Annotated in this window: 19 protein-coding genes, 1 tRNA gene and 1 pseudogene; 12 read left to right on the forward strand and 9 right to left on the reverse strand. The window is 71.1% G+C overall.

Annotation, left to right across the window (positions count from 1 at the left end; translation table 11 throughout):
* Positions 1 to 298 precede the first annotated feature (298 nt).
* Positions 299 to 1,126, reverse strand: coding sequence for a hypothetical protein (locus AC6F7H_RS13760; protein WP_500757297.1), 828 nt, complete (start codon positions 1,124 to 1,126; stop codon positions 299 to 301).
* A gap of 220 nt (positions 1,127 to 1,346) precedes the next feature.
* Here AC6F7H_RS13760 and AC6F7H_RS13765 point away from each other — a divergent pair, with 220 nt between their 5' ends.
* Positions 1,347 to 1,811 carry an ATP-binding protein gene (locus AC6F7H_RS13765; RefSeq protein WP_500757298.1) on the forward strand — a complete coding sequence of 155 codons (465 nt, stop codon included), beginning with the start codon at positions 1,347 to 1,349 and terminating at the stop codon, positions 1,809 to 1,811.
* Between the two features lie 94 nt (positions 1,812 to 1,905).
* Here AC6F7H_RS13765 and AC6F7H_RS13770 read toward each other — a convergent pair whose 3' ends face one another.
* Together AC6F7H_RS13770 and AC6F7H_RS13775 are read right to left on the reverse strand one after the other, a co-directional pair.
* On the reverse strand, positions 1,906 to 3,417 hold the full coding sequence (locus AC6F7H_RS13770; protein ID WP_500757299.1) for an aminopeptidase P family protein: 1,512 nt from the start codon (positions 3,415 to 3,417) through the stop codon (positions 1,906 to 1,908).
* Positions 3,418 to 3,585: 168 nt separating this feature from the next.
* Entirely contained in the window at positions 3,586 to 5,064 is a 1,479-nt protein-coding gene (locus AC6F7H_RS13775; protein ID WP_500757300.1) for a PP2C family protein-serine/threonine phosphatase, read from the reverse strand.
* A gap of 639 nt (positions 5,065 to 5,703) precedes the next feature.
* Between AC6F7H_RS13775 and AC6F7H_RS13780 the strand changes: the two genes are divergently transcribed.
* On the forward strand, positions 5,704 to 6,369 hold the full coding sequence (locus AC6F7H_RS13780; protein ID WP_500757301.1) for a bifunctional DNA primase/polymerase: 666 nt from the start codon (positions 5,704 to 5,706) through the stop codon (positions 6,367 to 6,369).
* Between the two features lie 494 nt (positions 6,370 to 6,863).
* Here the strand turns inward: AC6F7H_RS13780 and AC6F7H_RS13785 are convergent, their stop codons facing one another.
* The 3 genes from AC6F7H_RS13785 to AC6F7H_RS13795 form a co-directional block, all read right to left on the reverse strand.
* The gene (locus AC6F7H_RS13785; protein WP_500757302.1) at positions 6,864 to 7,829 is read right to left on the reverse strand and encodes a DUF5926 family protein; all 966 of its coding nucleotides are present in this window, start codon (positions 7,827 to 7,829) and stop codon (positions 6,864 to 6,866) included.
* Between the two features lie 205 nt (positions 7,830 to 8,034).
* A complete protein-coding gene (locus AC6F7H_RS13790) occupies positions 8,035 to 8,673 on the reverse strand; it encodes an ATP-binding protein (protein WP_500757303.1) in 639 nt (212 codons plus the stop codon).
* A gap of 213 nt (positions 8,674 to 8,886) precedes the next feature.
* Positions 8,887 to 9,714 (reverse strand): glycerophosphodiester phosphodiesterase, encoded by an 828-nt coding sequence (locus AC6F7H_RS13795; RefSeq protein ID WP_500757304.1) that lies wholly within the window; start codon positions 9,712 to 9,714, stop codon positions 8,887 to 8,889.
* 318 nt (positions 9,715 to 10,032) lie between these two features.
* On the opposite strand from AC6F7H_RS13795, the gene AC6F7H_RS13800 reads away from it, so the two are divergent.
* Positions 10,033 to 11,577 (forward strand): S1C family serine protease, encoded by a 1,545-nt coding sequence (locus AC6F7H_RS13800; protein WP_500757305.1) that lies wholly within the window; start codon positions 10,033 to 10,035, stop codon positions 11,575 to 11,577.
* Positions 11,578 to 11,641: 64 nt separating this feature from the next.
* Positions 11,642 to 11,728: transfer RNA gene (locus tag AC6F7H_RS13805), tRNA-Ser, on the forward strand.
* Positions 11,729 to 11,865: 137 nt separating this feature from the next.
* On the opposite strand, the gene AC6F7H_RS13810 is transcribed toward AC6F7H_RS13805, so the two are convergent.
* Positions 11,866 to 12,327, reverse strand: a complete 462-nt coding sequence (locus AC6F7H_RS13810) for a DUF6083 domain-containing protein (RefSeq protein WP_500757306.1) — start codon at positions 12,325 to 12,327, stop codon at positions 11,866 to 11,868.
* A 202-nt stretch (positions 12,328 to 12,529) separates the two neighbouring features.
* Here AC6F7H_RS13810 and AC6F7H_RS13815 point away from each other — a divergent pair, with 202 nt between their 5' ends.
* The 5 genes and pseudogenes from AC6F7H_RS13815 (at position 12,530) to AC6F7H_RS13835 (ending at position 15,315) form a co-directional block, all read left to right on the forward strand.
* Complete coding sequence (locus AC6F7H_RS13815; RefSeq protein WP_500757307.1) at positions 12,530 to 12,817, forward strand: hypothetical protein; 288 nt, start codon at positions 12,530 to 12,532, stop codon at positions 12,815 to 12,817.
* A 150-nt stretch (positions 12,818 to 12,967) separates the two neighbouring features.
* Positions 12,968 to 13,127, forward strand: a pseudogene (locus AC6F7H_RS13820) (tyrosine-type recombinase/integrase); the annotation flags it as partial.
* Positions 13,128 to 13,264: 137 nt separating this feature from the next.
* Complete coding sequence (locus tag AC6F7H_RS13825; protein WP_500757308.1) at positions 13,265 to 14,158, forward strand: hypothetical protein; 894 nt, start codon at positions 13,265 to 13,267, stop codon at positions 14,156 to 14,158.
* Positions 14,155 to 14,529, forward strand: a complete 375-nt coding sequence (locus tag AC6F7H_RS13830; RefSeq protein ID WP_500757309.1) for a transcriptional regulator — start codon at positions 14,155 to 14,157, stop codon at positions 14,527 to 14,529. Before AC6F7H_RS13825 ends, AC6F7H_RS13830 begins: the two co-directional genes overlap by 4 nt.
* A 141-nt stretch (positions 14,530 to 14,670) precedes the next feature.
* The gene (locus AC6F7H_RS13835) at positions 14,671 to 15,315 is read left to right on the forward strand and encodes a GNAT family N-acetyltransferase (protein WP_500757310.1); all 645 of its coding nucleotides are present in this window, start codon (positions 14,671 to 14,673) and stop codon (positions 15,313 to 15,315) included.
* Between the two features lie 209 nt (positions 15,316 to 15,524).
* On the opposite strand, the gene AC6F7H_RS13840 is transcribed toward AC6F7H_RS13835, so the two are convergent.
* Both AC6F7H_RS13840 and AC6F7H_RS13845 read right to left on the reverse strand, forming a co-directional pair.
* A complete protein-coding gene (locus tag AC6F7H_RS13840; protein ID WP_500757311.1) occupies positions 15,525 to 16,094 on the reverse strand; it encodes a DinB family protein in 570 nt (189 codons plus the stop codon).
* A 249-nt stretch (positions 16,095 to 16,343) separates the two neighbouring features.
* The gene (locus AC6F7H_RS13845) at positions 16,344 to 17,225 is read right to left on the reverse strand and encodes a bifunctional DNA primase/polymerase (RefSeq protein ID WP_500757312.1); all 882 of its coding nucleotides are present in this window, start codon (positions 17,223 to 17,225) and stop codon (positions 16,344 to 16,346) included.
* 358 nt (positions 17,226 to 17,583) lie between these two features.
* Between AC6F7H_RS13845 and AC6F7H_RS13850 the strand changes: the two genes are divergently transcribed.
* The 3 genes from AC6F7H_RS13850 to AC6F7H_RS13860 all read left to right on the forward strand — a co-directional run bounded on the left by AC6F7H_RS13850 (position 17,584) and on the right by AC6F7H_RS13860 (position 20,511).
* Entirely contained in the window at positions 17,584 to 17,907 is a 324-nt protein-coding gene (locus AC6F7H_RS13850; protein ID WP_363042148.1) for a hypothetical protein, read from the forward strand.
* A gap of 266 nt (positions 17,908 to 18,173) precedes the next feature.
* Complete coding sequence (locus AC6F7H_RS13855; protein ID WP_109376505.1) at positions 18,174 to 18,734, forward strand: SigE family RNA polymerase sigma factor; 561 nt, start codon at positions 18,174 to 18,176, stop codon at positions 18,732 to 18,734.
* A gap of 124 nt (positions 18,735 to 18,858) precedes the next feature.
* Positions 18,859 to 20,511, forward strand: coding sequence for a long-chain fatty acid--CoA ligase (locus AC6F7H_RS13860; protein WP_500757313.1), 1,653 nt, complete (start codon positions 18,859 to 18,861; stop codon positions 20,509 to 20,511).

Raw genomic sequence — 20,511 nt, forward strand, 5'->3', positions numbered from 1 at the left:
GGGTTTCGCTGACGGTGAGGGATACGCGTACGGGCGGGCACTTGCGCCGGTGAGCACCTGTGGCGGTGCGCACCTGTGCCGGTGACGGCTCTGTCGCCCGGCCGCCGGGTCGCCGACCGCGGGGCTGTGGCGCCTGGGTCACCGACCGCTGTCCGCGACGGTTCGGTCGCCGACGGCTCGTCGTACGCGGGAAATGCGCGGGAAATGCGCGAGAGAACGGACGCACACGCGCGTGCCGCACACCGGCGCCCCTCTCCCCTCCGGTTGTCCGGCGGTGGCGGAGTGCGGCCCGGTCGCGTCAGGCGGCGAGGGCGAGTGCGGTACCGGTCGGCGGGCCCCGGCGGATCACCGTGTGCTGGAGTGCGGCGGTACGGCGTACGGGCGGCGCGGGCGGTGCGGTGCGCACCGGACACGGGGCGACCTGTGGAGTCCCCGGGAGGCCCGCGCGCAGGGCGAGCACCAGAGTGAGCGCCGCGCGCAGCGACCGTACGAGGGCACCTTCGGCGACACCGTGTGCCGACAGTTCGGCCAGCCGCAGCAGCGCCAGGTCACCGCGGCGCAGCAGCCAGCCCGTGGCGAGCGCCACGAGGACGTGCGCGAGCAGCATCGGCAGGGTCGGCAGCAGTGCCGGCACCGACGAGTCCACCGCGGCCGAGGACAGCGTGTCCCCCTGGGCGTGCGCGTGGGTGCCGCCGGTCGTGCCGGGATGGACCCGCGCGTCGATGAGGATGCGCTGCGCCTGCGCGGGACTGATGGCCGCCGCGGTGGTGCCGCACACCAGTCGTGCGGCCTGCTCGATCAGCGAGGCGTCGGAAAGGGGCGACACCGCGTCCGCGGGGGGCGCCGCGCCGTGCTGGCCGATGCCGAACACGATGTGCAGTACGGTCTGACCGGCCGCCAGCATGGCCGCGATCACCGGCAGGGAACGCACGCGTCCGGCGAGTGGCGCCGCGACCGCGACCGTCCCGAGGAATCCTGCGCCCAGCGTCCACAGGGGGACGGCGGCGTGGGAGGCGAGCGTGTGACCTGCCCCGGCCAGCACGACACAGACCGCGGCGAACACCGCAGCCCGCAGGGTCCGGAGCCCGCGTCCGGAGCGCGTCGTGCGCACGTGGGGGGCAGTCATGGCGGGCCCATCATCGCACTGGCCCCGCCGCCGCCGTACGGCAGGTCCGCAAGATGAGGTACGACCGGAAGATCACCTCTGTCACCAGCCGTCCCACATACACCGTTCGGCTCCGCGGCGCGCCCGCCGTATGGGGGGTGTCACGTCAGCTGTGCGCTTACAACCGAGCACGCAGGGCAATAAGTAACGGTATGTCGAGCCGCGGCCGGGAGGCTGGAGCATGAGCATCTGGTGGTCACTCCATCTGCGGCGCGACGCTGCGAGCGTGCCGCTCGCCCGGCGTCTGCTGATCGGCGCCATGGAGACCGCGGGCGTCGACCCCGACATCTCCTACGACCTCTCCGTGGCCCTCAGCGAGGCCTGCGCGAACGCCGTCGAGCACGGTGGGGGCGCCGCCAGGGGCGGTTCCTCGGGGGCATACCGGGTGACCGCCTACCTCGACGGCGAGAAGTGCCGCATCGAGGTCGCCGACGCGGGACCCGGCTTTCCCGCCGGAACCGGCGGCCGTGCACGCCCGTCGGCCCGCCCCGTGCCGTCCGACGCGGAACACGGCCGCGGCCTCTGCCTCATCCAGGAACTCGCCGACCACGTCCACATCGGCAACAAACCGGGGCTGGGTGGCGCCGTGGTGAGCTTCGACAAGATTCTCAAATGGCGGAAGGACGCGCCGCTGACGGCGGTCTGACCGCACCACCGGATCTTCGAACGCGCTCGCCGGTCGTACCCCTGAGCGCAGGTCGGCCGGGTACCACGAGTGGTACCCGGCCGACCTGCGTGCGTCAGTTCTTGAGGGCGGCCATCCATGCCTCGACCTCGTCCGACCGCCTGGGCAGCGCGACGGACAGGTTCCGGTTGCCGTCCTCGGTGACCAGGATGTCGTCCTCGATGCGGACGCCGATGCCCCGGTACTCCTCGGGCACGGTCAGGTCGTCGGCCTGGAAGTACAGGCCCGGCTCGACCGTGAGCACCATGCCCGGCTCCAGCGTGCCGTCGACATAGGTCTCGGTGCGCGCGGCCGCGCAGTCGTGGACGTCCATGCCGAGCATGTGCCCGGTGCCGTGCAGCGTCCAGCGGCGCTGCAGACCCAGTTCCAGAACCCGCTCGACCGGGCCCTCGACCAGACCCCACTCGACGAGCCGCTCGGCCAGCACCCGCTGCGCGGCGTCGTGGAAGTCCCGGTACTTGGCGCCCGGCTTGACCGCCGCGATACCGGCCTCCTGGGCGTCGTAGACGGCGTCGTAGATCTTCTTCTGCAGCTCGCTGTAGCGGCCGTTGACCGGCAGCGTGCGGGTGACGTCGGCGGTGTAGTACGTGTGCGTCTCCACGCCCGCGTCGAGCAGCAGCAGGTCGCCGGAGCGGACCGGGCCGTCGTTGCGCACCCAGTGCAGGGTGGTGGCGTGCGGGCCGGCGGCGCAGATGGAGCCGTAGCCGACGTCGTTGCCCTCCACCCGCGCACGCAGGAAGAACGTGCCCTCGATGTAGCGCTCGCTGGTCGCCTCGGCCTTGTCGAGGACCTTCACGACGTCCTCGAAGCCGCGTGCGGTGGAATCGACGGCCTTCTGCAGCTCACCGATCTCGAAGGCGTCCTTGACCAGCCGTGCCTCGGAGAGGAAGACGCGCAGCTCCTCGTCGCGCTCGGCGGTGACCTTGTCGGTCAGCGCCGCCTCGATCCCGGCGTCGTACCCGCGCACGACCCGTACGGGGCCGGTGGCCTCGCGCAGCGTTCCGGCCAGCTCGCGGACGTCGGAGGCGGGGATGCCGTACAGCCGCTCGGCCTCGGTGAGGGAGTGGCGGCGGCCGACCCACAGTTCGCCCTGGCCGTCCAGCCAGAACTCGCCGTTCTCGCGGTTCGAGCGCGGCAGAAGGTAGATCGTCTCCTTGTGGCCGTCGTCCGTCGGCTCCATGACGAGGACGCCGTCCTCGGTCTGGTTGCCGGTGAGGTAGGCGTACTCGACCGACGCGCGGAAGGCGTACTCGGTGTCGTTGGACCGCGTCTTCAGGTTGCCCGCGGGGACGACCAGGCGCTCACCCGGGAAGCGGGCGGACAGCGCGGCACGGCGGGCGGCCGTCTCGGCGACCTGGGGGATCGGCTCCAGGCCGTGCAGCTCGGTGTCGGCCCAGCCGCTCTTCATGTTCTCGGCCAGCTCGTCGGACACGCCGGGGTAGAGGCCGTTCTTGCGCTGCTTGATGGGCGCTTCCTCGGCAGTCTCCGGGCCTTCCGCGGTTTCCGGGGCCGCTGCGTCAGCAGCCTGGTCGAACGCGGTCGGGAGCTCTTCTGCCACAGCGGTCATCCTCCTTGGTAAGGCTCTGGACTCCCCCGAGCTTGCGGCTTCGTCCGAGCAGGGGGGACCACCACCATCGTACGGTCGTCGGCGAAACAGTCGCAGAGCGGAAGGGCCCGTTACCGAGGGCATGCGGAGGATGACGTCCCGGACCGGCCGCCGGGCGCTTCGGAACCGCTACTCGAACCGCGCGGCCAGCAGGACGACGTCCTCCGCGGAGTCCGCCGCGGACGTCCCTTTCGACGAGGCCGCCCCCTCGGGCAGCACGGTGCGCAGGACGTGGTCGGCGATCGCGCCGGGGTCACGGCGCAGCGCCTGCGGCACGCCTGCCGCCGCCGCGTGCAGCCGCGCGAAGGCGCGGTCGGTGGGGTCGCCGGTGCGGTGCAGCAGCCCGTCGGTGTAGAGCAGAACCGTCTCGCCCGGTTCCGGGTGCACCTCCACGCTCGGTGCCTCCCAGCAGGCGAGCATGCCCAGGGGGGCCGAGACGGACGTCTCCACGAACTCGGTGCGGCGCTCGCCGATCAGCAGCGGCGGGCTGTGCCCGGCACCGGCCAGCGTGATCTTGCGCAGCGCGGGTTCGCAGTAGCCGAACAGGGCGGTGGCCGACCGGGCCGGTTCGGTGAGCCTCAGCAGCAGTTCCAGGTCGGACAGGACGGCGACCGGATCCTCGCCCTCCATCACGGCGTACGCGCGCAGGGACGCCCGTAGCCGGCCCATCGCGGCGACCGCGCTGGGCCCCGCCCCGGTGACGGACCCCACAGCGAGGCCGAGGGCGGCGTCCGGCAGCGGCAGCGCGTCGTACCAGTCGCCGCCGCCGTGCGAGGAGGTGCGGTGCCGGGCGGCGAGCTGGACGCCGGGGATCCTGGGCAGGCGCGAGGGGAGCAGCTCCTCGGAGATGGTGGCCATGGACACGCGCGTGCGCTCGAGTTCCAGCAGGCGGGCGAGATGCTCGGCGGCGTACCGGGCGTACAGGCCTACGAGATGACGCTGCCGCTCCGACGGCTCGGCCGGTTCGTCGTAGAGCCACACCGCCGCGCCCAGGCGCAGCCCGGGCCCTGCGGTGAGCGGGGTGTCCGGGGGCTGTGAGGTTTCCGGCGTCTTCGGCGGCCCCGGCGTCTCCGGCACGAGGGGCAGGGTGTAGCTGGCGGCGTAGCCGAGGCGGGCGGCGACCTCGCGGTGCCTGGGGTCGAGCCCCTTCTCGGCGAGCAGGTCGGGCTCGGCGACGCCGTCGTCGGCGCCGGGCAGTCCGTCGAGGATCCTGCCGTACGGCAGAGAACTGCGCGGGACGGTCTCGATGTGACCGAGGTCCGCGCGGGCCAGGCCGAGGCCGATCATGTTGTCCGGGCCGAGACCGTCGGCGGGTTCCAGGACGACGAGACCGCGCCGGGCGCCCACCAGGGCGGCGCCGGCGCGCAGCGTTTCCCGGAGTGCTTCATCGAGGGCGCGCGTACGGGCCAGGCGTTCGGTCAGCTCGTGGAGGGTGGTGAGGTCGGAGACCCATCCCGCGAGACGGTCCTGGAGCAGCGCGCCCGGGGCGTTCTGGGGGTTTGCCGGGGCGGCCGGGGAGGTACCCGTGGCAACGGACGCGACAGTGTGCGCGGGTGCGGGGATCGTTGAATCGATTCCGGCCACTTTCGGAGGATGAGGGGCGTTCATGGCATCCGGCTTTCCGGCCGGTGCTTACTGCTCAAAAGCATCGCAAACCCCCATGTCATTCTGCGTCGCCGGCAGTGTCTCCACATGTACACGTACTCGTGAGGAGATGTCCAGTATTGTCCTGCTGGGATTCCTGGTGTCCGTGGGCTTGAAGGGAACTCACTCCCGACCTCTTGCCGAAAAACGAACTTGGCTTGAAACTGCCTCAGGGGGAGGCTGATTGCGGTCGACTGGGCTTGCTCGAAGGAGCGTCACAGCGGTCGTGATGGGTACGTACTCGGTGAAGGCCAGGGGTGGTTGGGAATCACCCGGGAACCTGGCGACGGACCCGGGCGTCTTAACCACCGACGACCGTGCCCCATCCTCCCGTGGCGGAGGCGGAGAGAAACAAGCGCGACGGTAAACGCCAGACTTCGCCACCCCACGCCATCCCCGTGCTTCTGCTCGACGCAGTATGGGTGGTACGGCCGTGGAGGCAGCCCTTGCTCGGCCTCGGCCCATAGGGGCTCCCCTTGCCCGGTGCGGGGGTGTGATGCGCCAACAGGTACGCACAGTAGGTACGCACAGTGCAGTGATCGACTCATGTTGTGACGTGGACCACGGTGTTGCCAGGCGTGCAACGGAAAGGAACGAGCGCTCATGCGCGAGATCCTCGGAAGGCGACGCAGGCTCCTGTCCCAGGGTGGCGACAGCGGGCCCGAACTGATCGAAGCGGCTCTGACCTTCGCCTCGGACTGGCGGTGGCCGGTGCTCCCGGGTGTGGCGGCGGATCCGCGGGGCCGGTCCCGCTGCGGCTGCCCCGAGCCCGAATGCACAGTGCCGGGCGCCCATCCCTTCGACCCCGGCCTGCTCGCCGCGACCACCGACGCGCGCATGGTGCGCTGGTGGTGGGGCAACCGGCCCACGGCGCCCGTCATCCTGGCCACCGGGGGCGGGGCGCCCTGTGCGGTCTCCCTGCCCGCGGTGCCGGCCGCCCGCGCCCTGGGTGCCCTCGACCGCCTCGGCATGCGGCTCGGCCCGGTCGTCGCCGCACCGGACCGCTGGTCGATCCTGGTCAAGCCGTACTCCCTGGAACAACTGGGCGAGTTGCTCTACGCCAAGGACTTCGTCCCCGGCTCCCTCCGCTTTCACGGCGAGGGCGGCTACCTCGCCCTGCCCCCGTCCGGTACCGGACGGGGCGGGGTCCACTGGGAGCGTGCGCCACTGCCCGGCTCCGCCTCGCCGTGGGTGCCCGACGTCGAGGCCGTGGTGGACGCCGTGGTCGAGGCCCTCACCCGTACGGGTGTGAGCGCGCCCGAGATGTAGCGGCCCTCGGCGCGCGAGTCGCGCACGCCGTCCGCTGAAGCGCGTACCCGCCGGGGCCGCACAGTCGTCATGCCCGGGGCCGCACCGTCACGCACGCCAGGGCGGCGCCGGGGGCCCTGGAAGAGTTCGTTCGCCCTCGCCCACGTCGACGCGGTGGCCATCCGCGGGACGGGCCTGCCGTCGACGGGCGCGTCCGACCGGGAGCAACCCGCCGGTGGAAACCGCAGGTTGGCATGCGACTGCGCTCTGTCAGCAACGGCGGTCACGCAAAGACCCGGTTGCTGGCGACGGGGGATGCACCAGCAACCGGGCTACTGGAACGGTAACAAGAGATCGGCTGTTAGCAAATTCGAACTCAGCTTTTCCGGTCACCGACTGGCTTGTCCACGCCGGAGGTTGCGAAGGGAGCTGTGGTTCCGGCGGGACGGTCGTGCTGACCGGTAAGTCAGCACGACCGGGACGCATGCCCGTGCCGCCGCGCCTCTCGGCGTGTCTCAGCTGAGGGTGACCTGCCGGTTGGTCAGCCCGCCGCGCGCGCGGCGCTCGTCGGCGGTGAGCGGAGCCTCGGTGGCCAGGGCGGCGGCGAGACGCTCGGCGAACTCGGCCGCCGGCTTCTCCACATCCTTGGCGCCGACCCCGCTGGGCAGGTCCCAGACCGGGACCGTGAGCCCGTGAGCACGGAAGGAGCCCACGAGACGGGTGCCCTCGCCGAGGGAGGACCGGCCCGCCGCGTGCAGTCGCGCCAAGGCGTCCAGAAGCTGCTCCTCGGGGTGCGGCATGACCCACCGCAGATGGTTCTTCTCCGGCGTCTCGCACCAGTACGCGGCGTCCACGCCCGAGAGCTTGACGGTCGGGATGGCCGCCGCGTTGGCCCGCTCCAAGGAGGCGGTCACGTCCGGCGTGGCGTTCTCCGGGTCGGGGACCCAGAACTCGAAGCCACTGTGCACGACCGGCTCGAACACGCCCCCGAGGTCCAGCAGATCCTGCAGGCGGGCCCCCTCGGCCGAAGCGCGGCGGGCCTGCACCGGGGTGCCCGGGTCGGCGGTGAGCGCGCGCTGGAGGGTGTCGGCGAGGTCACGGCTGATGTCCCCGGACGACGTGTCGTTCTGCAGGCCGAGGAGGACCGAGCCGTCGTCACGGCGCAGCGCGGGCCAGGCCATCGGCAGCACGGTGGCCAGGGTGACCGACGGGACACCCTCGGGCAGGCCGCCCTTGAGGTGCAGCTCGACGGTGGCCGCCGGCACCAGCTCGCGCAGTGCCACCCAGTCGCACTCGCCCGGCAGGCCCTCGAACGGACGGTGTACCAGCTCGGTCACGGCGTGCGCGGCGGCACGGCCGTGACAGGCCTTGTAGCGGCGACCGCTGCCGCAGGGGCAGGGCTCACGGGCGCCGACGACCGGGATCTCTCCCTCTGTGAGCTGGGGGCGCTTGGCCTTCGTCTGGGGGCGCTTCTTGGCCATCGTGGGTGTCTCCCGGTTACGGCTCGTCTCGTACGGGCGGGAGCCTAGCCGTTCACGACGCGACCGACGGGACCCTGTGGACGACGTGCCGCCTGAGGACAGCAGGCCGTGACGCGTGAGCCCTACGGGGCCGGGATCGCCCGACGCGCGCAGAACCGCGCGGGTGGCCGGGGAAGACCATGGGATCACCGCACGGCTGCCGTGGTCAGTCGAAGGTGTCGAAGGCTTCCGCGAACTCCAGTCCCGGTATCTCGGACACCGAGGGGGCCGCCACCCGTGTGGCGAAGTCGTCGCGCCGGTGTCCGGCGTCCGGGTCGTGCACGTCGTCGTGGACGACGACCCATACCGTGACCTCGCCGGGTACCTCGTCGCGTACGCCCCAGTCGTCGGCCAGCGCCGTGATGATGTTCAGCCCCCGGCCGCCGTGCGCGGTGACCGACGGAGTGGCCGGCGCCGGGCGGGTCGGGCCGCCGCCGTCGGTCACCTCCACGACCAGCCGGCCGCAGGGGTGCACATGCCAGGCCGCACGGACGGCGCCGTCCCCGGCCAGGGCGCCGTCCAGGGGCCGACCGTGTTTGCACGCGTTGCTCAACAATTCGGAAAGGATCAGCACGGCATCGTCGATGACCGTGTCCGCCACTCCGCCGTCACGCAAGTGCAGGCGCATACTGCGCCTCGCCTTCCCCACGCCCGCAGGGCCATGAGGTACGGCCATGCTCGACGACGTGGGCACTTCCTGTGCCACCACCAACGCCACCCCCGAGACCTCCTTCGCCCCACGCCACGGTGTGAATGCCCCACGGGCCTGAACCGGAAACCGGCCAATCCGTGTGCGGTGACGCACTTGAACGATCGAGCACGCACCGAATGCGCCGGAGCACTCCCTGTAGTCGGAACACTCCCTGTAATCGAGTGGCTGGATCTCGTCGATGTGGCCGAGATGTGAGAATGCGCCGGGAGGCGTGTCCGGTCAAGAGCCCTGCACGAGCCGCACAGGCCACACGAACCCCGCAGGTCCAGGCCCCGCAGACGCCGGGAGTCAGGCGGTCCGCACGGGTCAGCGGCCGAGCCGGTCGAGCACCGCACGGGGCCGGTTGGTGATGATGGCGTTCACTCCGAGGCCGACACAGGCGTCCACGTCCTTCGGGTCGTTCACGGTCCACACGTGCACCTGGTGACCGGACTGTTTCAGTCGCTCGATGTACGCGGGGTGGCTGCGGACGATCCGGATCGAGGGGCCCGCGATGTCCACGCCCTCCGGCAGCCGCCCGTCGCGCAGGCGGGGCGAGACGAACTGCTGGAGGTAGACCGTCGGCAGCGTCGGCGAGGCGGCGCGCACGCGGTGCAGCGACCGCGCGGAGAAGCTCATCACACGTACCGGAGACTCCTCGGCGGCACCGGGGGCGTCCAGACCGAACCGCTTCAGCAGGAGCAGCAGCCGCTCCTCCACCTGCCCCGCCCACCGCGTGGGGTGCTTGGTCTCGATCGCCAGCTCCACCCGGCGGTCGGCGTCGAGGACGAGCTCGAGCAGCCTTTCCAGGGTGAGGACGGAGGTCGCCTCCCTGTCCTCCGGCCGGTGCACCCAGTCGGGCTCCTCCGCGCGCCCCCCGAGTGGGTGGCGGGTCTTCCAGGAGCCGAAGTCCAGGGCGGACAGGTCGGAGAGCTCCAGCGCCGAAACCGCACCGCGGCCGTTGGACGTACGGTTGACGCGACGGTCGTGGACGCAGACCAGATGGCCGTCGGCGGTCAGGCGTACGTCGCATTCGAGCGCGTCCGCACCGTCCGCGATCGCCTTGCGGTACGCGGCCAGGGTGTGCTCGGGAGCGTCCTCGGAGGCTCCGCGGTGGGCGACGACTTGGGTCGGGCGCTGACGTGCAGGGGTCACCGCGTCATGGTGCCACCGCACGGGGGTGCGTGTGCGGTCGTCCAGGCGCCGATGGTGCGGACGCCGCGGTCGTCTGATCGGAGGCATCGCGATGGTGCACCCTTAGTGAGTAATGCCCTATGTGAAGAATGGTCTCGCACCCACAGGAACGGCTTATGGTGCCCTGACGGCCCATGGGAAAAGCTGACGTCCTGCAAAGAGACACGCACAGCTGAAGCGCGCCGGACTCGTCGACATGCGTGAACGAGCGTGAATGAGTGTGAACGGGCGAGACCGAGTGTGACCGATACAACAGCCGTGGATCGAGGAGAGAGAGCTGTGAGCACCGAGAACGAGGGCACAAACGAGGGCGCATCGGTACCCCCGGCCCCGTCCGTACCGCCCACGCCGGTGGACGCTCCCGCAGCTCCGGCGCATCAGGAGCGCCCGGCCCCGGAGGGGGGCAGCCCGACGACCCCCGTGCCCCCGGTCCCGCCGACCGCTCCGGGGACGGCACCGGGCCACGGCACGCCGGAACACCCCGGATACGGCGATCACGCCGGATACGGAGGGCGCGGAGCCCAGGAACAGGCCCCCGCCGGCCCTCCGTACGGAGCCCCTTCGGGAGCCCCGGCGGGCACCTCTTCCGCTCCCGACCCCTCCTGGCCCCCGCCCCCGGCGCCGGGCACCCCGTCGTACGACGGCGGTGCCGGTCACGGCGCGGGCGGCTGGGGCTCGTACCAGCAGCCCGCACCGAAGAACGGCGGCGGCAAGCGCGGTCGCCTGGCCGCCGCGGTCCTGGCGGCCGCGCTGGTCGCGGGTGGCCTGGGCGGCGGCCTCGGATACACGCTGGCCAAGAACAACGACGACGGCAACGGCTCGACGACGGTCTCCTCGTCCACCAGCGGCGGCAACGTCAAGCGCGACCCGGGCACGGTCGCCGCAGTGGCCGCCAAGGCGCTGCCCAGCACGGTCACCATCGAGGCCCAGGGCAGCAGCGGCGAGGGCGGCACCGGCACGGGATTCGTGTTCGACACACAGGGCCACATCGTCACCAACAACCACGTGGTGGCGGAAGCCGTCGAGGGCGGGAAGGTCGCGGCGACCTTCCCGGACGGCAAGAAGTACGACGCCGAGGTGGTCGGCCACGCCCAGGGCTACGACGTCGCGGTCATCAAGCTGAAGAACGCCCCCTCGAACCTGAAACCCCTCACGCTGGGCAACTCCGACGAGGTCGCCGTCGGCGACTCGACGATCGCCATCGGCGCGCCCTTCGGCCTGTCCAACACGGTGACGACCGGAATCATCAGCGCGAAGAACCGTCCGGTGGCCTCCAGCGACGGCACCGGCAGCCAGGCCTCGTACATGAGCGCCCTGCAGACCGACGCCTCGATCAACCCGGGCAACTCCGGCGGGCCGCTGCTGGACGCGCAGGGCAACGTCATCGGCATCAACTCCGCGATCCAGTCGACCAGCAACGGCGGCTTCGGCACCGGACAGGCCGGCTCCATCGGCCTGGGCTTCGCCATCCCGATCAACCAGGCCAAGTACGTCGCCCAGGAACTGATCAAGACGGGCAAGCCGGTGTACGCCAAGATCGGCGCCTCGGTCTCCCTGGAGGAGGGAACGGGCGGCGCGAAGATCACCGATCAGGGCGCCGGCGGCTCCGAGGCGGTCGACCCCGGCGGCCCCGCCGACCAGGCAGGCCTGCGTCCCGGTGACGTCATCACCAAGCTCGACGACCGCGTCATCGACTCCGGCCCGACCCTGATCGGTGAGATCTGGACCCACAAGCCGGGCGACAAGGTCACGCTCACCTACGAACGCGGCGGCAAGCAGCAGACCACGGAACTCACCCTGGGCTCCCGCATCGGCGACAGCTGACGCCACCCCTCCCGCACCGACCCGTTACCCTTGTCCCGCGCCGCCGATCACCCGGCCGGCGCGGGGAGGTGTGCCCGAGCGGCCTAAGGGAACGGTCTTGAAAACCGTCGTGGCAGCGATGTCACCGTGGGTTCAAATCCCACCGCCTCCGCTCTGAGAGCAGTGAGAACGGCCCCTGACCTGGATGTTCGGTCGGGGGCCGTTCTCGTGTCCGGCTACCGTGGCTGCCCGGTGTTCCCCGTGGTTCCCCGTCCGCGGCCGCTCGATCGGGCATGAGAGGGGCACGCGTCAGCCCACATCCCGAGGGTCGTCCTCGTCGGGGACGCAGAGCATCCGGTGATCCGGAACCACCGGATCACCGAGGGGCGGCTCGATCCCCCGAACACGGACTGCGACGAGGCCGCCGGCTGTCGTGACCAGCCGCCAGCGATACCGCGGTGGCACGTCCTTGGCGGGCCGTTCTCGGACGGCAAGACTGACCCACCGGTCGTAGTCGGTCGGGTACACGCGGACTTCGGCGCCGCAGTCAGGGCAGGTCGGTGCCTCGATCCACGTCACGTCGTCGGGGTCGGAGTCAGGCAGCGGCGCGGTCGTGGCGCCTTCCTCCTCGGCGATGTCGTTGGCCAGTCGCTGCCAACAGGACTCGCAGAGCTCGACCAGGAGGCTGATCTGTCCGCGCCCCCGTACGGTTGGATCACCCTTACCGCATATCTGGCATGAAGCACACCTGTTGCCCTGAGATGCCCCCATGCATACGAGTGTGAGCGGACACGCGAGGCCCTGACAGGTCGCGATTTGGCCTCGTTGGACCGGCCTCACGCTCACCGCAGTCCACCAATCGCCCCAGCTCCCCGCGCAGGGAGCTCGGCAGGGAACGTTCGGTCGGGCAACCGCCCGTACCGGGCCCGCGTCTTTCCTCGCGACTTTCACCACGCGCACAGGGGGAACAGCCTTGACTGGCAAGGAAGTTGAGAAGAAAGGCGAGCGAGGTCACGACCTGGGGCCCTGGTGGGCGTGCATCGGGACGTGGGGAGCGGTCGCGCTGATCGTCACCGGCGGTCTCGCGGCAGCGTGGGTCTTTTTCCGGCTGCCCGGCACTCCGGAGGAGCCGGCAACCGGCTACCACCAGGCCGCCAAGATCTTCGCCATCGGCCTGGTGGTCGTGGGAAGCGCCTTGCTGGGCCGTCGTCGCGCCCGGGCCGCGGCCGCCGAGGGGACGACCGAGGCGGAACGCGTCTGACGCCACCGGTCGGTGAGCGAGGTCAGGTGACGGCGACTTCCCGAATCCCGCGGATCGCGTCCAGCGCGACCTCGCTGAGGGCTGGTGCGCTCCCACAGGCTGTGCACCAGCCCTCGCGAAAAAGGGCCCGCACATGCGGGCCCTTTCGGGCTTCTCACCACGCCCGGTAGCAAGCCGCTGCGCTGTGACCGGTGGTGCAAGGCGTACTTCGGTCCCACGGTGTCTGTGGCCGGGCCGACCGACGTGACCCCACACGATCTCCGAGCCTCGCACGGGACGTGGGCCGCCGGTCGCGACGGCCGGGTGACCGAGGCGGCGGATATCCGACTCGACGGACACGAGGACGACGGCAGCTGCACCGATGTGCTGTGCGCTCCTACCGACGGCCCCGCGCCTGACGGGCAGTTACTCTTGACCGCCAGATACTTTGTAATGCAAAGTTAAGGTGTGGGCGGCCGCCCGGCCGTCCGTTTCCCGGCGCTGCCGGAGCGCGACCACAAGGGGGACATCGTGGGGAAACCGTCACTGAGCAGCGGGGGGCCTGAACCGGGGGCGCAGGTGGCCGACCTGTTGGCGGCCACGGAAGGTCTGCGGGCCAGGACCCGCGCACAGATGAACGGCTCGTGGGTCTCCCTTCTCGGTTTCGGCCTCCTCGCACTGGCGGCCGCTCCGGTTGCCCGGTACGCCTTCAACTTCGGAGCCCACGGCCGCAGCGTCGCGTCCTATCCGGCCTTCGCCTACGCCGAGTTGACCGGCCTGTGCGTCGTCCACGAACCGGGTACCCCTTGTTTGAGGGGCGAGTTCGACGGCGCCGTCCTGCGCTTCGTGGCCTGGGGCGTGTGGTTCGCACTCCTCCCCCTGGCGTGGTTCGTCTTCGCCCGCTGGTACCGCCTGCGTGGCGAGGCCCGGGGTGTGGTCCCCCGCCGAGGCTTGTGGATCTGCACGACCGCCATGGTCACCGTCGTGATCACGACCGCCCTGACGGCCGTGCTGTTCGGCTGGAGCCGGCCGTTGGAGGTCGACCTGCTGCAGAACAGATACGCCTCCCCGTGGTACCTGGTCGGTATCGGGCTCGTCGCCCTCGGAGTGGTCGAGCGCAGTTGGATCGCCGTAGCCGCCGGCGTCGCTCACGCCTTGCTGCTCACCGGCTACCTCGGTGCCTCCTGGGGCACCGGATGGCTCCCCTGGCAGCACCCCGCCCACCCAGGCTGGGTCGACGGACCGCAGGCCAAGGCGCTCCTGCTGGCCTCGATCCTGCTTCTCTCCGGCCTGGCCGAGTGGGCGGTGGCACGTCATCGAGCCGGGCCCGGTCGTGCCGATGCGGATACGGTTGTCTCATGAGTGTCGGGGATTCGGCGGAGGCGTGGGACGGCCAGGAAGGGCTCCATCCGACGCAGTCGCTGGACGACACCGTCCATCAGCGTGTGCGACTCGGCATCCTCACCATCGCCCGAGAGGCAGACCGAGTCGAGTTCGGCTTCCTGAAGAAGCAACTGGCCGTCACGGACGGAAACCTCTCCCGGCACCTGAAGGTGCTGGAGGAATCGGACCTGATCACCGTGGAGAAGGGCTACGCCGGTCGGCGCCCCCGCACCTGGATCGCCCTCACCCGCGACGGCGCTCAGGCACTGGACGCCGAACTCCGTGCATTGCGCGCACTGGTCCGTCGCCTGGAAACTCCCCGTTCCACGCCTGGCCCACCCGACGCATGACCACCGCTCAGGAGCGAGGTCGGGCGGTTGCCGTGAGCAGGTGGGGCGCCGACTGCGGATGTGCTCGCGCCGGGCCCGGCCCGGCCTGTGGCCGGTGGAAAAGGCTGGCGGCAGGCCTGGTGACCAGGTAGGAAGAGCGCCATGAGTGCTTCCGACCTCCAGAATCCCGCCGACCGGCGGACTTTCCTCCGCACCACGCTCGACCTCGGCGACGTGCTGCTGCACCCGTGGGGCCACGAGGCCGCCGAATCGAAAACGACGCTGGACGGCCTGATCGCCGCCGCGGCAGACCCGGAGATCGCCCTCTGGAACCCCCTCGCGATAACCGACCGCAGCGATGCCCGGGCATGGCTCGAATCTCGAGACGGAGGCTGGGACCGCGGTGCCGGCGCCGCTTTCGCCGTGCTGAACGCCGCCGACGGCGTCCTGCTGGGCAGCGTCACCCTGCGCTGGGTCGACCGCGCGGACGGCCTGGCGATGATCGGCTACTGGACACTGCCGACCGCTCGCGGACGGGGTGTGGCCACCCGAGCGACGGGGGCGGTCACCAGTTGGGGCTTCCGGACAGCCGATGCCCGCCGGATCGAGATCGCCCACGCAGTCGACAACGAGGCCTCCTGCCGAGTGGCCCACCGCTGCGGTTACCTGCCCGAAGGCACCCTGCGCGACTCGCACCGCTTCGGCGATGGGGCATACCACGACGAGCACCTGCACGCCCGCCTGGCCACGGACCCGGAACCGACCGACCTCACGGGGGAACCGACGGCAGACGACACGTCACGGTAGCTGGGCGAAGCGCTTGCCGCCGAACAAGTGCAGGCTTGCTCGTCACTTGACCCATGTTCCCGGCAGCCGGCCCGTGAGGCAGGCAACGGGCACGAAGGCGATGAACACGACTCCGCGAGGGTGCCTGCACGTGTCTGGCATGCGGTGCAGCGGCCGACGGCCACCGCCTCCGCACGCTGAGCAGTGAGAACGGCCGGGCAGGCCGGGGGTCATGAGGCCGCTCGCAGGAGGCGGAGTTGGCCGATTTCCGTGGCGTTCTTCAGGAGTTCGGTGTTCACCCAGGCGGCCGTGTGGGCCACGGTGTACGCCGGGTCGTCCGGCCAGGGAAACGGCGCCGTGGCGTCCAGGTCGGTGTCGGTGAGGCCGTCCAGCGTCGCGAGCCGTTCCGTCCGCAGGTCGCGCAGCCACCGGACGGTCGCCGGCCCTGCTCCGGGCCAGGCGATCTCGGTCCGCTCCCGGGGCCGACGCCCGTGCGCGTGGTCCAGGGCCACGCTCCACCACCAGCCGATGTGCCGGCTGACCCAGGCGGCGGTCGGGACGGGTACGGGGTCGGGCTCGGTCTCCGCCCAGTCCGGGGTCCAGGTTCCGTCGGCGGCGCGGTGCATCGTCCAGCAGTAGGCGGTGGGCTCCCACAGGAAGTCGTCCGGCTCCAGCCGCTCCAGGTGGTACTCGAACAGGGACCAGGTCGGTTCGAACTGCCAGCGCAGTAGTTCTGTTCGGGAGAGGGGGGCGGGGGCGCTGGGGGTTGTGGAGGCCGGGTCGGGGGTCGGGGTGTTCATTCTGGGCTTTCCAGGTGTGTGCGGGGCGTACGGTCGGATCTCCTCGTCCTCGACCGGTTGCTCCCGGGGTGCGTCCCGCAGCGCGGGGTTCGCGCTGAGACGGCGACCGCGCGGCCGGAGGTGAAGCGGCCGGAAGCGGAGGCGGCGCGGGCGAGTCACGTGGTCGCACTCCAGGGCGGTGGGGTGTCCGGGGCCTTCGGTTTTCGTGGGGCGCGGGGAGGAGACGACCGGTGGATCCCGGGTTGTGGGTCAGGGGTGGTGGCCCGTCGTGCGGGCCGCTGACGCGATGGTCGCTCGGGCCTCGCGTTCGGGCAGGCCCGTGATGAGGGCCGCGTCGACCAAGGGGTTCACCAGGGCGGGGCCGATGCCGTCCTCGTAGGCGCGGCAGGCCGCCCAGAACAGGCGGGTGTTGCGCTGGCCCTCGTGCGCCGCGAGGACGAACTGGACGAGTCCCCGACCGTGACCGCCGGCCGACGGGGGCGTGGGGTGGTGGGCGCGGGGCGGTGGCAGGAGAAGCCGCAGGAGGGCGGGCGGGCAGGCGGCGGGGGCTGAGCGGGCGGTTCCCGGGGCGGTCGTGTAGGTGCCGTGGTCCGTGCGGGAGCCGGGACCGACGAGATAGCCCCCGGCGCCGCGGATGTCGATGCCGGGGGCGAGGCGGCTCGCGGAGTTGGGGACGACGACGTCCGGCGGGCTGCTGAGCCACAGGTGACGGCCGCCGCTGGGGGTCAGGACGGTCACCGTGGCGGGGACCGTGAACAGGTGACGCAGGGCCAGTTCGCGCAGGGCGGCGGAGGAGTCCGTACCGCTCCTGGTGTCGAGGTCGACACCGATGAGGTGGTGCGGGGGCAGTCCGCAGGCGATGCCGTAGCCGGTGGCCCCGGGCGCGGCGGCGAAGAGTGCGCGGATGCGGGCGGGGTCGGTGGAGGCGTCGTGCACACCGTGCCCGAAGCGGCCGCACTCGCCGTGGCAGGGCGTGGTTCGGCCGGGACGGGGGGCAGGTTCGTCGCGGTGCGGGGAGCGTAGGGCGGGGAGCTTGGTCCGGGACAGCGGGATGACGGCCAGTCCGCGTTCGGCGGCTGACAGAGCGTGTGCGAGGGCCAGCGTGGTGGCCTGCCGGTCGGTGGTGGCCATGGATCTATTTTCGTACGCGCGTTCGGGAAGGGGAAGAGGGGCGGGTGCGACGCGCCGGGGTTCACATGGTTTGCGGAAAAAGTGCCGAAACGCTTCCCCTCTTGCGGGGATTGGCGCGGAGCCGGCCGTGTCGGGCGGAGAGGTGACTCAGGGGGGAGAGGGAGGTTTATCGACTTGTGCTCACGCTTGCGTGCTAATGACGGCTTCCGAGGTGGTTCACCGGGATTCGGTGGGCAATCCTGATCTCGCGACGTCGTGCACAGTGCCGGGGTGGTCGGCCAACTCCCCTGGTGGCAGCCGTACATCACACACGCACGCTCACGAGCCGGTGCGTCCTTGGTTCTGGAGGGAACACAACATGGCAAGCATCCGTACCGCCCGAGTCATCGCCGCCGTCTCCGCTCTTCCGCTCGCGGCGGCCCTCTTCGCCGGCGTCGCGGTGGCTGACACCGGCGCTCTCGCGGACGACGGATCGAACGCCACGGCCACAAGCGCCGAGGCGGGAGTGCTCGGCAGCGGCGTCGGCGGCGACAACTTCGGCAACGCGGCCACCACGCAACAGCAGGCCGTCGGTTTCGGTGCCTCGAACCAGAGCAACACCGCCCAGGTCAACGGCTCCGCGTTCACGTCCGTCGTCCAGGGCAACGACAACGTGGTGGTCAACTTCACCCCGCTGTGGTGATGGGGTGAGAGGGCCGACGGCCCTCTGACGCCGTGTGGGGTGCGATCCGTGGGGTGCGAGGCGTCTGCTCGGCGGTACTCCGGTACCGTCGCGCAGGCGTTTTCGGGTTTCCGCGGTGCTTCCCCCAAGGGGGAACCCGCACGGGGCCTCACCCGCTCATCCACCTTCAGGAGGTGCGGCAGGCCCCACCCCTACAACCTGAGGGGGACGCGGCTTCGGGACCTGCGGCCGATTTGCCGGACGTGCCCCGCTCATAGCGTTGAGTCATGACCAGACCCGTCTGCACCAGCGCTTCGAACGCCGCTGCTCCGGCGAAGCAGACCCTCCCGTACCCGTCGTTCTCGTCGTACATGAGGGCCCGGCAGCCGGTGCTCCTGCGTACCGCCCGGTCCTTGACCGGGAACCCGAGCGACGCGGAGGACCTGCTGCAGACCGCGCTCGCCAAGACGTACGTGGCCTGGGAGCGTATCGAGGACCATCGTGCGCTCGACGGCTATGTGCGCCGGGCGCTGCTGAACACGCGGACGTCGCAGTGGCGCAAGCGCAAGGTGGACGAGTTCGCCTGCGAGGAGCTGCCCGAGCCGGACCCGGTCCCCGGCGGCGACGACCCGGCCGAGCAGCAGGCGCTGCGCGACGCGATGTGGCGGGCGATCATGCGGCTGCCCGCGCGACAGCGTGCCATGGTCGTCCTGCGGTACTACGAGGACCTCAGCGAGGCCCAGACGGCCGAGGTGCTCGGCGTATCGGTGGGCACGGTGAAATCGGCCGTCTCGCGGGCGCTCGGGAAGTTGCGGGACGATGCCGAGCTGGGGCTCGTCCGGTCCTGACCGGGAACGAAGTTCCGCGGAACGTGATCGATCATCCGTCCGCCTAGTGACATACCAAGCGGTATGTGCGCAGAATCAGCGCAACCGTTACCGCCGCGTAGGCAATGTCGCCCAGGAGGACGCCGTGCTCAGCACCATGCAGGACGTACCGCTGCTGATCTCAAGGATCCTGACCCACGGGTCGACGATCCACGGCACGTCACAGGTGACCACCTGGACCGGTGAGGGCGACCCGCAGCGCCGTTCCTACGCGGAGATCGGCGCCCGCTCGGCCCAGCTGGCCCATGCCCTGCGTGAGGACCTCGGGGTGGCCGGCGACGACCGGGTGGCCACACTCATGTGGAACAACGCCGAGCATGTGGAGGCGTACTTCGCCATCCCCAGCATGGGCGCGGTGCTCCACACCCTGAACCTCCGCCTTCCGGCCGAGCAGCTCGCGTGGATCGTCAACCACGCCGCAGACCGGGTGATCATCGTCAACGGTTCGCTGATCCCGCTGCTCGCTCCGCTGCTGCCGCACCTGAAGACCGTTCAGCACCTCGTCGTGACCGGGCCCGGAGACCGTTCCGCGCTGGCGGACGCCGACGCCCAGGTGCACGAGTACGAGGACCTGATCGCCCCAAAGCCCGTCGCCTACGACTGGCCGGAGCTGGACGAACGCGCCGCCGCCGCCATGTGCTACACCTCGGGCACCACCGGGGACCCCAAGGGCGTGGTCTACAGCCACCGTTCGATCTACCTGCACTCGATGCAGGTCAACATGACCCAGTCGATGGGCCTGACCGACCGGGACACCTCCCTGGTCGTGGTGCCCCAGTTCCACGTCAACGCCTGGGGCCTGCCGCACGCCACCTTCATGACCGGCGTCAACATGCTGATGCCGGACCGCTTCCTGCAGCCCGCCCCGCTCGCCGAGATGATCGAGGGGGAGCGGCCGACGCACGCCGCCGCCGTCCCCACCATCTGGCAGGGCCTGCTGGCCGAGCTGCTGGCCGAGTCCCGGGACGTCTCCTCTCTCACCCAGGTCACCATTGGCGGCTCGGCCTGTCCGCCCTCGCTGATGGAGGCCTTCGACGAGCTGGGCATGCGGGTCTGCCACGCCTGGGGCATGACGGAGACCTCCCCGCTCGGCACCATCGCCCGTCCGCCGGCCGACGCCGTGGGCACCGAGGCGGAGTTCGGCTACCGCCTGACCCAGGGCCGTTTCCCGGCCGGTGTCGAGGCCCGGCTCACCGGCCCCGGCGGCGAACGGCTCCCCTGGGACGGCGAGTCCGCGGGCGAGCTGGAGGTGCGCGGCCCCTGGATCGCCGGCGCCTACTACAACGGCGTCGACGCCGAACCGCTGCGCCCCGCCGACAAGTTCAGCGAGGACGGCTGGCTGAAGACGGGGGACGTCGGCACCATCAGCCGCGACGGCTTCCTCACCCTGACCGACCGGGCCAAGGACGTCATCAAGTCCGGCGGCGAGTGGATCTCCTCCGTCGAGCTGGAGAACGCGCTGATGTCCCACCCCGATGTCGCGGAGGCCGCCGTCGTCGCCGTCCCCGACGACAAGTGGGGGGAGCGCCCGCTGGCCACGGTCGTCCTCAAGGAGGGGTCCACCGCAGACTTCACCACCCTGCGCGCCTTCCTCGCCGACGGGGGCGTCGCCAAGTGGCAGCTGCCCGAGCGCTGGACGGTGATCGAGTCGGTGCCGAAGACGAGCGTCGGCAAGTTCGACAAGAAGGTGCTGCGCAGGCAGTACGCCGAGGGCGCGCTGGACGTCATCCGGCTCTGA

The organism is Streptomyces sp. MMS24-W38 (assembly GCF_059889265.1).

What these genes read in the sequence shown, in the direction of transcription:
- AC6F7H_RS13760 (WP_500757297.1), bottom strand. Translation starts at nt 1,126, where the DNA reads ATGACTGCCCCCCACGTGCGCACGACGCGCTCCGGACGCGGGCTCCGG.
- AC6F7H_RS13765 (WP_500757298.1), top strand. Translation starts at nt 1,347, where the DNA reads ATGAGCATCTGGTGGTCACTCCATCTGCGGCGCGACGCTGCGAGCGTG.
- AC6F7H_RS13770 (WP_500757299.1), bottom strand. Translation starts at nt 3,417, where the DNA reads ATGACCGCTGTGGCAGAAGAGCTCCCGACCGCGTTCGACCAGGCTGCT.
- AC6F7H_RS13775 (WP_500757300.1), bottom strand. Translation starts at nt 5,064, where the DNA reads ATGAACGCCCCTCATCCTCCGAAAGTGGCCGGAATCGATTCAACGATC.
- AC6F7H_RS13780 (WP_500757301.1), top strand. Translation starts at nt 5,704, where the DNA reads ATGCGCGAGATCCTCGGAAGGCGACGCAGGCTCCTGTCCCAGGGTGGC.
- AC6F7H_RS13785 (WP_500757302.1), bottom strand. Translation starts at nt 7,829, where the DNA reads ATGGCCAAGAAGCGCCCCCAGACGAAGGCCAAGCGCCCCCAGCTCACA.
- AC6F7H_RS13810 (WP_500757306.1), bottom strand. Translation starts at nt 12,327, where the DNA reads ATGGGGGCATCTCAGGGCAACAGGTGTGCTTCATGCCAGATATGCGGT.
- AC6F7H_RS13830 (WP_500757309.1), top strand. Translation starts at nt 14,155, where the DNA reads ATGAGTGTCGGGGATTCGGCGGAGGCGTGGGACGGCCAGGAAGGGCTC.
- AC6F7H_RS13835 (WP_500757310.1), top strand. Translation starts at nt 14,671, where the DNA reads ATGAGTGCTTCCGACCTCCAGAATCCCGCCGACCGGCGGACTTTCCTC.
- AC6F7H_RS13840 (WP_500757311.1), bottom strand. Translation starts at nt 16,094, where the DNA reads ATGAACACCCCGACCCCCGACCCGGCCTCCACAACCCCCAGCGCCCCC.
- AC6F7H_RS13845 (WP_500757312.1), bottom strand. Translation starts at nt 17,225, where the DNA reads ATGGCCACCACCGACCGGCAGGCCACCACGCTGGCCCTCGCACACGCT.
- AC6F7H_RS13850 (WP_363042148.1), top strand. Translation starts at nt 17,584, where the DNA reads ATGGCAAGCATCCGTACCGCCCGAGTCATCGCCGCCGTCTCCGCTCTT.
- AC6F7H_RS13855 (WP_109376505.1), top strand. Translation starts at nt 18,174, where the DNA reads ATGACCAGACCCGTCTGCACCAGCGCTTCGAACGCCGCTGCTCCGGCG.